The 12,467-nt window shown below is 36.7% G+C and carries 11 protein-coding genes and 1 riboswitch; of the genes, 5 read left to right on the top strand and 6 right to left on the bottom strand.

Translation table 11 applies throughout. The annotated features are described in order from the left end of the window. Positions 1-364: 364 nt before the first annotated feature. The 6 genes from PB01_RS10380 to PB01_RS10355 form a co-directional block, all read right to left on the bottom strand. Positions 365-1,138 carry a TatD family hydrolase gene (locus PB01_RS10380; RefSeq protein WP_151700146.1) on the bottom strand — a complete coding sequence of 258 codons (774 nt, stop codon included), beginning with the start codon at positions 1,136-1,138 and terminating at the stop codon, positions 365-367. Between the two features lie 5 nt (positions 1,139-1,143). Next, positions 1,144-1,884 carry an ABC transporter ATP-binding protein gene (locus tag PB01_RS10375; protein WP_151700145.1) on the bottom strand — a complete coding sequence of 247 codons (741 nt, stop codon included), beginning with the start codon at positions 1,882-1,884 and terminating at the stop codon, positions 1,144-1,146. A gap of 2 nt (positions 1,885-1,886) precedes the next feature. Continuing rightward, the gene (locus PB01_RS10370; RefSeq protein ID WP_151700144.1) at positions 1,887-2,648 is read right to left on the bottom strand and encodes an ABC transporter permease; all 762 of its coding nucleotides are present in this window, start codon (positions 2,646-2,648) and stop codon (positions 1,887-1,889) included. After that, positions 2,648-2,938, bottom strand: coding sequence for a thiamine-binding protein (locus PB01_RS10365; RefSeq protein WP_151700143.1), 291 nt, complete (start codon positions 2,936-2,938; stop codon positions 2,648-2,650). Before PB01_RS10365 ends, PB01_RS10370 begins: the two co-directional genes overlap by 1 nt. Before the next feature lie 12 nt (positions 2,939-2,950). After that, positions 2,951-3,946, bottom strand: a complete 996-nt coding sequence (locus PB01_RS10360; protein WP_151700142.1) for an ABC transporter substrate-binding protein — start codon at positions 3,944-3,946, stop codon at positions 2,951-2,953. Between the two features lie 82 nt (positions 3,947-4,028). Next, positions 4,029-4,139: riboswitch (TPP riboswitch) on the bottom strand. Between the two features lie 386 nt (positions 4,140-4,525). After that, entirely contained in the window at positions 4,526-5,503 is a 978-nt protein-coding gene (locus PB01_RS10355) for a tRNA dihydrouridine synthase (protein WP_151700141.1), read from the bottom strand. A 277-nt stretch (positions 5,504-5,780) separates the two neighbouring features. On the opposite strand from PB01_RS10355, the gene rlmD reads away from it, so the two are divergent. From rlmD to PB01_RS10330, 5 genes are all read left to right on the top strand, one after another. Further along, positions 5,781-7,175, top strand: a complete 1,395-nt coding sequence (gene rlmD, locus PB01_RS10350) for a 23S rRNA (uracil(1939)-C(5))-methyltransferase RlmD (protein ID WP_151700140.1) — start codon at positions 5,781-5,783, stop codon at positions 7,173-7,175. 598 nt (positions 7,176-7,773) lie between these two features. Further along, complete coding sequence (locus PB01_RS10345; RefSeq protein ID WP_151700139.1) at positions 7,774-8,295, top strand: GNAT family N-acetyltransferase; 522 nt, start codon at positions 7,774-7,776, stop codon at positions 8,293-8,295. 568 nt (positions 8,296-8,863) lie between these two features. Beyond that, positions 8,864-9,370 (top strand): SRPBCC family protein, encoded by a 507-nt coding sequence (locus tag PB01_RS10340; RefSeq protein WP_225986002.1) that lies wholly within the window; start codon positions 8,864-8,866, stop codon positions 9,368-9,370. 776 nt (positions 9,371-10,146) lie between these two features. Continuing rightward, positions 10,147-10,686: a GNAT family N-acetyltransferase gene (locus PB01_RS10335; protein WP_151700137.1), complete on the top strand. Its 540-nt coding sequence runs from the start codon at positions 10,147-10,149 to the stop codon at positions 10,684-10,686. 550 nt (positions 10,687-11,236) lie between these two features. Next, a complete protein-coding gene (locus PB01_RS10330) occupies positions 11,237-12,109 on the top strand; it encodes an alpha/beta fold hydrolase (protein WP_151700136.1) in 873 nt (290 codons plus the stop codon). The last annotated feature ends 358 nt before the right edge of the window (positions 12,110-12,467 follow it).

Genomic DNA, 12,467 nt, shown 5'->3' with positions numbered 1-12,467 from the left:
TTTCTTTTCAGGATATGCTTGTGATAATGCCTTTTGATTTTACTAATGTTATTAAGGAAAATTTGGAAATATAATTTATATGATGATACAGAAAATAATATTAATATAAAAGATATCTATATACGTATTTTCACAACAATTGTGTAGGATAAATTCGGTTTTAAAGAAGCGTTTATTGTTCACGATAAGAACGTCAATGATTTTCCTTTTTAAATAAGCAAGCAAATTATAAAGACACCCGCAAATTATTGGGGTGTCTAGTAATTAATGAAAAGGCTACAGGCAGGGGAAAAGTTTTAAAGACGAAAAAAATCATTTGAATTTAATAATGATGGCATTTTCTTAATCAATCTAATCTTTTTCATTAAATAAAAAAGAATGATTTAGTATTATATAAAACGTGATGATAAACCTCATCTATTGGAATCTTTTTTATTTCGGCTATCGTTTTAATAGATTCTTTCATCATGGATGGATGAGTCATCTTTCCGGTAAAAGGTCCTTCAAAAGGCCATGGACCATCTGTTTCGACCATGATTTGCTGAAGTGGATAGGGTTGAACAAGCTGTTGAATTTCCTCCTCATATAGAACATCGGGAGTGAAAGAAATATAGTACCCGTTTTCTGCCATTCGCTGGATTGTTTTAGAATCACCTTTGAACCAATGGAAGTGTGCTTTTGAAACGGAGTATCTCTCCAAAAGGTCACAAACGATGGGTGCATCTTCATAAACAGCATGAAGGATGATAGGTTTTTCTAATTCCTTACTCAGTTTAATAAATGCTTCTAATAGGTCAATGTACTGGCTTTGTTGAAGTGTCGTTAGTTTTTGTTCTTTTCTTAAATAATATGGCAGCCCTACTTCACCAACTGCAACCATGTCGCTTTGATTGCTCTTAATCCAACTGAAAAGTTCCTCCATTTGGTTATCAGTAGGGGGGGTTTGCTCGGGATGATAGCCGAAAGCAGGCTTCACCTTGGAGTAAATTTTCGCAAGCTCTCTATTTTTTTTACTTGAGTCCAAATCAAACGAAACGGATATCAGTGCTTCTAAAGATGAGTCCCTTTCAATGATATCCTTTATTTCTTGATTGTTATAATGATCTAAGTGTATATGTGCATCAATTATTTTTAGCAAATTAATCACTCTCCTGTTTTTTTGAGAGAATAGTAAATTTTCCTTTTCCATTCTAAGAACTCATCTTCTAAAAATAGACTTTCCTCTCTTGGACGTGAAAATGGAACATGAAATTCGGCTGCCACCTGTGAAGGTTTATTGGATAATACAATAATTCGGTCAGATAAAAATAATGCTTCTTCAATATTATGGGTTACAAAAAGGATGGTTCTTCGATGTTCTTCCCAAATTGATAAAAGCCATTTTTGCATATCGAGCCGCGTTAATTCATCTAAGGCAGAAAAAGGTTCGTCCAAGCAAATGATGGATTGTGGACTTAATAATGCTCGAATAAAGGAAGCCCTTTGTTTCATACCACCTGATAATTCATGGGGATACGCATTTTCATAACCTGTTAATCCAGCGATATCGATCATTTCTAATGCTGCTTCTTTTTCTTTTTTTCCTTGAAGTTCTTGTCCTAACAATACATTTTCAAGAATTGTTCTCCATGGAAGGAGAGAAGGGGTTTGTGGCATATAGCTAATAAACCCCAGTTTTCCGTTAATGGCTTGATGATCTAAGTGTATGGTTCCTTTATCTGGTGAGAGAATTCCCCCGATAAGACTAAAAATAGTACTTTTCCCACTACCTGATGGACCTATAATCGAAACAAACTCATTCTTTTCAATTGTGAACGTGAGATTTTTGATCACTTCATTTTTGTCAAATTGCTTAGAGATATTTGAAACAGTTAGATGACTCACTTCTATTTCTCCCCTTTCAACTGCCACCGAACGAGCCGACGCTCAATAAGAACGATTATAGAAAAAAATAATAAACTTAATGCCACAATTGCAAATATAGCCACAAATACTCTATCTGTTCGGAAGGAGGAGGAAGCAAGGGTCATATAAACACCGATACCATCTTTCGCTCCAAGCCATTCAGAAATAACTGCACCCATGACACTATAGGTTGCGGATATTTTTAAACCTGAAAATAGAGAAGGAAGGGCATAGGGAAGCTCCAGCTTCCAAAATAATTGCTTCTTCGAGGCTCCTGCCATAATCATGTAATGCTTTAACTCATCGGAAGTTTGCTTAAATCCATCTAATGCGGCAACGGTGATTGGAAAAAAGCAAACAAGCGTAATGACGATCATTTTTGGTAATAATCCAAAGCCAAACCAAATCACTAAAAGAGGAGCCAAGACAATAATTGGAATGTTTTGTGATATGATTAGCAACGGATAAATTGATTCCCGAATGAAAGGGAGTAAGTGTAATAGAACAGCTGTAAGTAAACCGATTAGTAAACCTAATGCAAATCCGAGTAAGGAGAGTTTGATTGTTGATAATAAATGTGGGTAGAAATTAGACCAACCATCGAATCCCTCATAAAATATTTTTGTCGGAGTGGGTAAAAGCCAATTGGGGATTCGATATTTAATCACAATGGTTTCCCATGCAATGAATAAAAGGAGGAGAACCATTAATGGTTTCCACCCTTTCGATACAATTTTCATCATTATCTATATTTCTCCGTAAGTTGATCCATAGAGATGCCTGATGGCTGGTACAATACTTTTATTTGGGAGATAACGTTACTGCTTCCCATCTCAATCATGCGAACGTTCATTTTCGTAATAACTTGCAGTAATTGCTGTAAATCGCCTTCCATGGTTGTTTCAAGAGGATGTACCTCATATTTTACCCCGGAATCTTGAATCACTCGGATTGCTTCATCTACATATGGAATTACATTTTCTCCATTTTTTGTTTTTGGTATGATTTGAATGCTAATCAGTGAATTTGTCATTTTATTATCCTCCTATTGTGGTAAAAAATTATTTGTAAATGCTTTTTGAGCATCAAGCTGTTTTTCAAGCAGCCCATTGTCAAACATCCATGAAGCATAATTTTCCCATACTTCTTGTTTTTGCTCGCCCCATCTTGGTGCATCGTCTTGATATTTAGAGGCTAGCCATTCTTGACTTTTTTTAACAAGCTTTGGATCCAAGTCAGGCACTGTTTTTATTAAAATGTCGGCAGCATCAGATGGATTATTAATAGCAAATTCATACCCTTTGGAAACAGCTTTCACAAAGGCTTTTACTGTATCTGGGTTTTCATTTATCATGTTTTCATTAGTTGCCAGAACTGGCGTGTAATAATCGAGTTTATCAGAGTATTCTGTTAGGTAGATCATATTGAGCTTCTCTCCACGCAGCTCTGACTCTACACCAGTCCAACCATAATAAATCCATGCGAAATCGATATCTCGTTTCACAGCTGTAAAGAAATCAGTATCTCCCATATTAACTATAGAAACTTTATTTACATCGGCATTTTCTTTATTCATTAAAGAAGAAATAACAGATTTTTCAACAGGTGAGCCCCAGCCCCCGTATGTTTTACCTACAAAGTCCTTTGGTGTAACAATGTTCTTCGCAGCTGGTGAAGCAAAACCTGATGTATTGTGTTGAATAATGGCTGCAATCGAAACAAGAGGAACGTCTTGTATACGTGCTTGTGTGATCGATTCCTGATAGCTTACGCCAAACTCGGATTTACCTGAAGCAACAAGCTGATCAGCTCCAGCGTCACCTGGCATAATGATGTCCACATCTAATCCTTCTTCTTTAAAATAACCCTTTTCCTTTGCCACGTATAATCCGGTATGATTCGTGTTAGGTGTCCAATCAAGTACGACAGATACTTTTTTCAGAGAGTGTGTGTCTTTATTTTTCGTTTCTGATGCTGATTCCGGATTACTACAACCTGCAATCAATAATGTCGAACATAATACGATTAACCATTTTTTCATTCCTATTCCTCCTATGTACATAATAAAAACGCCCTAGGGGAGAACCCAGGGCGCATATATGCAAACAATATCAATTGTATCAATTGTTCAAGAATATGTTCCCTCCGCTGGTATCAACCAGATCAGGTTCTAAGAGTCGCACATCTCAAGGATGTAATCTCAACCGGCAACACCGGTCCCCCTACAATTCTAACTATTAAATTATATTACAAAACTCATTATAACAGAATTTTTCATTTTGACTAATAAAAAATACATAGTCATTTGCACCAATACAGGAACCTTACAAGATCAACGAAATATTGTCCATGTAATGAAGCGCATTTATCCTTGAAACAAATCCTGCTGAGAACTCCTGGAATTGTTGACTAAAGTAAAAGGGGAAAATTGGAGAAAAGAATTATAAGGAAACAACATTACTATGTACGGTACATACGAAGAGTACTTTTTAAAAGAGTATAATCTAATAACAGCAGACATTATAGCTATTCGAGAGTTCTATTTAGAATAAAACTATTATTCCTTAAAAAGACTTGCTGTTAAAACAAGTCTTTTTAATCATGCATAGGTGGGTATGTCTCAATCTAATTCTGTATCTAAAACATGTTTTACTAAACGACGTACTTCATCTGTCGACGTAGTATCCATTAATTGGTTTCTTAGTTCTGCTGCGCCATTAAATCCACGTATATAAATCTTGAAAAAGCGAAGAAGTGGTTTAAATGGACGTGGTTCGGTTTCCGTTGAATATTTATCGTGAAGATCCAACTGTAAAAGTAGTAAATTGATAAAATCCTTCACGCTATGTTCTTTCGGTTCTTTTTCAAAAGCATATGGATTGGTAAAAATGCCGCGGCCAATCATGACACCATCAACCCCGTATTGTTCTACTAATTTTAATCCTGTTGCGCGGTCAGGAATATCTCCATTAATGGTTAACAATGTATTTGGAGCAATTTCATCGCGTAATTTTTTTATTTCAGGGATTAGTTCCCAATGTGCTTCTACTTTACTCATTTCTTTTCTTGTACGAAGATGAATGGAAAGATTTGCAATATCTTGTTTCAATATATGTCCTAACCAATCGCGCCACTCGTCAATATTAGTGTAACCCAATCTTGTTTTAACACTAACTGGTAATCCGCCTGCTTTTGCTGCTTGAATAATTTCTGCAGCAACTTCAGGATGGTGTATTAATCCAGCACCTTTTCCATTGGCTGCGACGTTTTGTACTGGGCATCCCATGTTTAAATCGATACCACGAAAACCAAGTTTTTTCATATCAATACTCATCTGTTCAAAAAATGCTGGTTTATTGCCCCAAATATGAGCGACAATCGGTTGCTCATCTTCTGTGAACATTAACCGACCACGTACACTGTCTCTTCCTTTAGGGTGACAATAACTTTCTGTATTTGTGAATTCCGTGAAAAAGACGTCGGGTTTTGCAGCTTCACTAACTACATGACGAAATACAACATCTGTGACATCTTCCATTGGTGCTAATATAAAAAACGGCTTCGGTAAATCAAGCCAAAAATTATGATCGTTACTCATTTGATCTCCTCCTGTTGCAACATATAAAAATGATTTTAGCTATTGCCAAGTTCTTTTCCATCATACATAGTATCATTTCTTTGCGTTTGATGACAGAATTAATTGTGTGAACGACTGTCACTCATCACACTACATGTTGTTGAATTTGTAAAAAATCCATGTTTATACAGGCCCATTTTTGCTATAATGACAAGTATGTCTGTTTTGAAGAGGTACACAAGCATTGTGGAAATAATCCTTCAATACATGAATTGACTATTGAAAGGGGAATCATTCCTTGACTATTATAAAAGATGAAACGTTCGTCGTAGAAATTGACAATATAGATTATAAAGGCAATGGACAAGCTGTGATTTGGTTTGAGAATGATAAAGGTTTCAAACCTAGAAAACTGAAGCTGACGATTCCACATACGCTCAAAGGGGAGTCAGTGCAAGTCGTCGTCGATCATCCCGATAAGCGAAGAAGAAAAGCAATGCCTATAGAGATTCTAGCCGCAAGCCCCGAGCGGACGGATGCGCCTTGTCCTCATTTTGAGCTTTGCGGAGGTTGTGTATGGCAACACTGGACGTATGAAGGTCAATTGAAGTATAAGACCGAGCAAGTGAAGAACGCATTGAAACGTGAAGGATTAGATCCTGAACTGGTACTGGATACGATCGGCATGGACGCCCCTTGGCATTACCGTAATAAGATGGAGTTCACGTTTTCGCCTGAAGGGGAAATCGGACTGCATGAACAAGGGAATTTCCGAAAGATCATCCCACTGGAAACATGTCTGATTGCAGGCAGGAATATGGTCGATGGCATGCTGGAAGTAGGCGAATGGGTAAAAGAATTCGGCCTTAAAGGTTATGACAAAGATGCACATGATGGGCTTCTTCGTCATTTGATGGTGCGGGAATCGTTTGCGACCGGCGAAATGATGTTGGCATTGTTCGCTACGAAAACGCCTGACGGGGAATTGGTGTCTGCAGTTGAAAATCTTGTCGAGCGGATCGCGAAGAAGTTCCCAAATGTGAAAAGCCTTCTTTGGCTTGTGAACACTGACTGGGCGGATCGCACACAATCCGAGGATACTCATCTGTTAGCGGGGCGTGATTTCATTTATGATGAAATGGCAAGCTATCGCTATCGTCTTTGGTTCGATACATTCTTCCAGACGAACCCTTTACAAGCCCAAAAGCTTGTGGACCTTGCGTTGGAAATGGGGAAACCTAAGGAAGACGAGAAAATGATCGACTTGTTTTGTGGTGTCGGCACGTTCTCATTACCGTTCGCTGCACGTGTGAAGGAATTGGCGGGAATCGAGATTGTCGAGACATCGATTGAATCCGCAAAACGCAATGCCATCGATAATGATTTGCATAACACGACATTCCTTGCCCGTGATGCACGTAGGGGACTAGATGAGATGCATGATCATTTCGGATTCGCTGATATTCTGTTGATTGACCCACCACGTGGCGGAGCTGGCGGGAAAGTGATGCGTCGCATTGGACGCTCCAAACCAAAACGGATCGTCTATGTATCATGCAGTCCTGACACATTTGCAACGGATGTAGCTGAATTGCTGCCATTCGGCTACAAGCTTCAAACCGTGCAACCTGTCGATTTGTTCCCTCATACAGTGCATGTTGAGTGTGTTGCTTGGTTGGAGTTAGAGAAATAAAGAAAGTCCCCAATCAAACAATGCATATCCAAATGAAGCATCTCCCTGGTACTATTAACGTATCAATTTTGGGAGATGCTTCCTTAATGCCACAAGAAAAATCACCTGATAGTAAAAATGTATTTCCCATTACTACTTCGAATGCCCTATTTTTATAATTCGGGCTTACATAATATGCTGATAAAAAATTGAATTCATATGAAGCAATATAGGAATAAGTATGGATTGTGAATAATTTGCAATTGCGCCAAATAGAATACCTCCCATGAACGCGAAAGACATATATCAAATACTCCATTTGATCAATTTATAATATTGTAATTGAGCGTTTGAAATAGTAGATTTAAAATAAAGATTGATCATTTGTAATGAAGTCCGATAATTTGAAAAAAGGTTTGATACAATTGCATTGACTTGAAGGATTATGGCAATTCAACAAACGGGCTATTTTACGGTTCTAGGATTAGAAATCACAGGGGAAAAAGGGTTAGCATTGGTGAATATTTCGTGTGCCTTATTTTGGAAATTATAGAAATTATATTTGGGGTGTTTTAGACCGTGTGTGGAAGTGGCTTGTCTTAGGAGAGGAGATAAAAAAATGATTGAATTACGAAAGATAAACGGGGATAACATAGATGAAGTAATAGCACTTGAAGTTGAAGAAAACCAGGAAGACTTAATAGAAACTACTAACCTCAGAAGCTTTGCAGACGCTCATATGTTGAACACAGACGGTATACCAGCGACTCCCTTAGCCATTTATGCCGATGATGTTGCGGTTGGATTTTTGATGTATATTTATGATACGTTGGATCATGAATCATTTGAAAATGAAGTTTTTTACGGGAAGAAGAGCTATTTTATTTGGCATATTATGATTGAAAAGAGTTACCAGGGGAAAGGATATGGCAAACTTGCTTTTGAAAAAATGTTGATGGATATTGAAACTACGCCAGATAGAGAAGCAGAATATGTAGCCCTCTTTTATCGAACAAGTAATGTCATAGCTAAAACATTATACGCTTCATTTGGTTTCGTAGATACAGGAATCATACAGGATAATTCGATGTTGGCGATTAAAAATCTAGATGGGAAAATAACAGAATCCTTAGTAGAATAGGATCTCTCGGAAAGAAATGTAAGCTATCAACATCTTGATCCATAATAAACACTAATATCCAAAAGAAAAAACCGATTTGTTAAATCTGTCTTAGCAAAAATATAATATTTATACCGCAATCTGGCGCGATTGTTTTAGAATTACTAGGTAGAAAATGATCAAACTTTTTTATAAAAATCGCATAGTATTTCACAAAGAATTAACCCGTTTTGATCAATCATTTTTCAAACCGAATTCTTATTATTTAACTTAAAATATGGATTCTGGGGATATTTTAGATCAAACTTTATTCCAAACCAACAGAAATCAAGAATGCTGAGATGATCACTGAGATGGTTACTAGTAAAAGGCAATCTCAATAGATGTATATTGAAACGATTTATTCATTATTGGCAATATATAGCCTCTACTTTTCACTCCGGACCTTAAGTTGAAATATTTTTCCTACTTCTTGTGCCACACAGAATGCGAATGTTCTACAATTAGATATTAAGAATTCGTATGCTGGCTATCGTCGCCAGAAATTCATCGATCGCTAAAGGTGAATCTGTACAGTTAAGATGCTAAAATGTTAATGGTAGATTTACATTATAAATACATAAAGAAGGAAGTAGTGAAATGTATGGCACTCGCATCACATTCTGTAATCATTCCAACATCTGTAGAGAACGTTTGGGAATACGTTAGTCAAATTGAAAACTGGGCAATAATGGTTCCTGCCTATAAAGAGCATGAGCAAATTGATGAACAAAAGTCAGTTTGGACATTCGAAGGGAATTTTAAAGGATTTAAAAAGACTGTGAAAATGGAGTTAAACGTCACTGAATTTCATGAGCCATCGACGATACGGTTCGCTTTAAAAGGGTTAACGGACAACTTTACAGGTAGTGGCAAGTTTACTGCTGAAGAAATGGCAGGGCAAACAGCGATGACAGGGACAATTGAAGTAAATACAGGCGGCTTAACAGGCGCTGTGTTGACGCCTGTTGTTAAAATGGTGTTGCCGAAAGTGACGACACGCTTAACAGAGAAAATTGCACGCCAAGTTAAACGGGAAGAGGTCTCGGTTCTGTAAATAAGATTTGAAAAAAGTACTTGCTCGATATGCATTTATGTTTGTTCGAACAAACGTGAATGTTGACTTGAAACCATTCCTAAATTACGGTGTTTCGACTCCCGCCACTTCCATACAAAAAAGCAAACCACTCAACAAAAACTGCGACATTAAGTATATCTTCGCCATATTGGCAAGGATATACTTAATTTTATTTTAGGCAAGAATATACTTAAAATATTTAATACATTTAGAAATGAATTTGGATAATATTACATATTGTATAAAATGACACATAAATTGATGGGAAAAGTAATGTAATATGCTTTATTTTAGGAAATTTTATGGTTGATCCTTTGATATTGTTTAATATTCCCTATATAGTAAAGTTATTTTATGGAGGAATGAAATTTACATTTATTGATATTCTATTATTTATTATTAGCGGATTAATTACCTTTTTTTTCAATCGGTACATCAAGTATTATAGTTGTTGTTATAGTACTACATGTATTTCTATACTGGAGATATACGAAAGACCTTTCTCAAAAAGCATATAATTAATTCTGAAAACCTGGTTAGCCTTGTCAACCGAGTTTTATTGTGCACCGAGCATGGGCATAAACTATCTGCTGAAAAATTATTAAAGGATAAAAGAAATGAATGTCGAAATAGTGTAAATCAAGATGAAAAACTGGCGATAGATACATATTATTGCGATTGGAAAAATGAATAGGTTCTATTTTAAGGATGTAAGTAAATTATAGTAATTTGAATTACGTAAGGGGGGCAGAGGGATGAAAACAACAGAATTACCGAAAGTCCAATTAAGAGAATTATCTCTTGATGACGCTGAAGAACGATATCAATGGTGTTTAGATAAAGAAGTGACTAAACACCTAAATATGCCAAAGAAGTATCCACCATTTAGCAGAGAAGAAACTCGAAACTGGATTAAAATATGCATTGATAAAACAAATGGATATGAACAAAAAGCCATATTAACTGAACAAGGCAAACATATTGGTTGGATTGATTTGAAGAACATCGATAAATTAAATAAAAATGCTGAATTAGGTATTGCGATTGGTGATAAAAACTATTGGGGTAAAAGATATGGATTATCTGCAATGAGTGAAATGTTGATGTGGGGGTTTAATGAACTAGAACTAAATAAGATTTGGCTTAGAGTAGAAGTGGATAATGAAAAGGCAATTAAGTCGTATAAAAGAATGGGTTATATGGAGGAAGGTATTTTAAGGCAAGACCGATATAGAAATGGTGAGTTTGTTGACCGTTTAAGAATGAGTGTTCTTAAAACGGAGTTTCTGAACTAACAGCGCTTTAGCAGAGCAAAGGCAGAGATGGAATTTGTATAATTGTAGAATTGGATAATTCATTTATATATCTATGCTCTTCAGACTGGAATGTTAAAAATATACAAAATTTTATTTGACAGTATAAAGATAGTGAAAGTAAAGTTTTTGATGTATTTAAATGAGAATTATAAGCTTTCTGTCACATTATTCCTATATATGAAAACTAAATAATAATCAAAAGTGGCTTACAACAAAGAGTAAGCCACTTTTCATGAGTAAATATAACAGAGCCTAATAATAAAGTAGAAACTGAGAATATAAAAAGGAAATATATGAAGAATTTCATATTATAAGAGTTTATTGAATGATTGGATAGAATTCAAAAATGAATTATCTAATGGTTTTTTAATTTTTAATTGAATCGAAATATAAATTTTGTGTTTAAATCTTACTATGTGCTTATGTAATGTACGATGAGCCGTAACATATTGGTGGATGGGGTCGGAACCTCTCAAATGCAGTGGGCATAAGTTGATAATATATGTCGACTTGAAAGGATGTCTTGTACATGTTTCCATTTAGCCAAGAAACCCATCAATTCCCTTATCCCGATTATAGTTTTATGCCCCATGGGTATTATTACTCCCCATATTTCTGGAGCAATGGTGTCTTCGAATCGGAAGAAAGATACAGTCTACTTGCACAGCAACGGCTAACCTTCGTGCTTGTGCATGGTTCTTGGGCTGACGCTCACTTCTGGGACAACGTAGCGGCAGTGCTACGCAGTCGAGGCCATGTCGTGTATACGCCGGAATACGCAGGTCACGGCAAAGATCCAAACAAAGATGTCACGCATGCGATGATCACGAAGTCCGTCGTTGATTTTATAACGAGACTGAACCTAAGCAACTTTGTTCTCGTCGGGCACAGCTTCGGCGGAACTGTCATCCAAAAGGTTGCAGAACAGGTACCGGATCGCATCAAGCGCCTCGTCTTTTGGGACGCGTTCGTACTGAAAGATGGCGAATCAGTTGCTGACGAGTTACCGCCCCAAACGAGGCAAGGTTTCGAGCAACTCAGAGCAGGCTCGAAAGATGATACGATCATGCTTCCGTTTCCACTGTTTCGGGATTTATTTGTCAATACGGCCACATTGGAGGAAGCAAAACAGATGTATGCAGGTGTCATTCCGGAACCCGCTAGACCACTTTTCGAGAATCTGGAACTTAAAGCATTCTACGATCTGCCCACGCCAAAAAGCTATGTCTATTTCTATCAAGACAATACATTGCCACAAGGAGAGGGCTTCGGTTGGAATCCGCATATGTCTACTCGGCTCGGCCAGTTTCGCCTGATTGTCGGCGGCGGCGACCACTTTACGGACACGCGAACAAGGCCGGCTATGTTGGCGCAGAAGTTATACGAGGCGGGTCGGGACTGACGTACTGTAAGAGCATTTAAAGTGTATCCAAAAAACTGCTATTGAAATTTCTGAACAACAACTAAGAAAAGAACTTCATGAAGCCTTCGTTAAACAAGGACCACTAAAATAATCAGCCTTTATCTGTTTTTACAAGTGGAAAAGATAATAGAAAAAACAAGGAAAAAATAGAAGATAGGTTTTTAAATTTAAATTAAGGTGCCCAATTCTAAGATAAATTAGAATTGGGCACCTTATATTTATGTAAATTAGATTGATAAAAATGAAAAATTATGTTAAGTTTATATAGAAACACCTTTATATGAAAATGGTCATAGGAGTACTTATTATTATTTTACACCAAAATTCTTATTTTGTC

It is taken from the genome of Psychrobacillus glaciei (assembly GCF_008973485.1).
GTDB classification, from domain to species: domain Bacteria; phylum Bacillota; class Bacilli; order Bacillales_A; family Planococcaceae; genus Psychrobacillus; species Psychrobacillus glaciei.
The sequence above is the reverse complement of the archived record's forward strand: the minus strand, read 5'-3'. Positions and strand labels throughout refer to the sequence as shown.

Coding starts and splice junctions, on each gene's coding strand:
- PB01_RS10345 (WP_151700139.1), top strand. CDS start 7,774: ATGATTGAATTACGAAAGATAAACGGGGATAACATAGATGAAGTAATA.
- PB01_RS10370 (WP_151700144.1), bottom strand. CDS start 2,648: ATGATGAAAATTGTATCGAAAGGGTGGAAACCATTAATGGTTCTCCTC.
- PB01_RS10365 (WP_151700143.1), bottom strand. CDS start 2,938: ATGACAAATTCACTGATTAGCATTCAAATCATACCAAAAACAAAAAAT.
- PB01_RS10355 (WP_151700141.1), bottom strand. CDS start 5,503: ATGAGTAACGATCATAATTTTTGGCTTGATTTACCGAAGCCGTTTTTT.
- PB01_RS10335 (WP_151700137.1), top strand. CDS start 10,147: ATGAAAACAACAGAATTACCGAAAGTCCAATTAAGAGAATTATCTCTT.
- PB01_RS10360 (WP_151700142.1), bottom strand. CDS start 3,946: ATGAAAAAATGGTTAATCGTATTATGTTCGACATTATTGATTGCAGGT.
- PB01_RS10340 (WP_225986002.1), top strand. CDS start 8,864: ATGTTAATGGTAGATTTACATTATAAATACATAAAGAAGGAAGTAGTG.
- PB01_RS10330 (WP_151700136.1), top strand. CDS start 11,237: ATGTTTCCATTTAGCCAAGAAACCCATCAATTCCCTTATCCCGATTAT.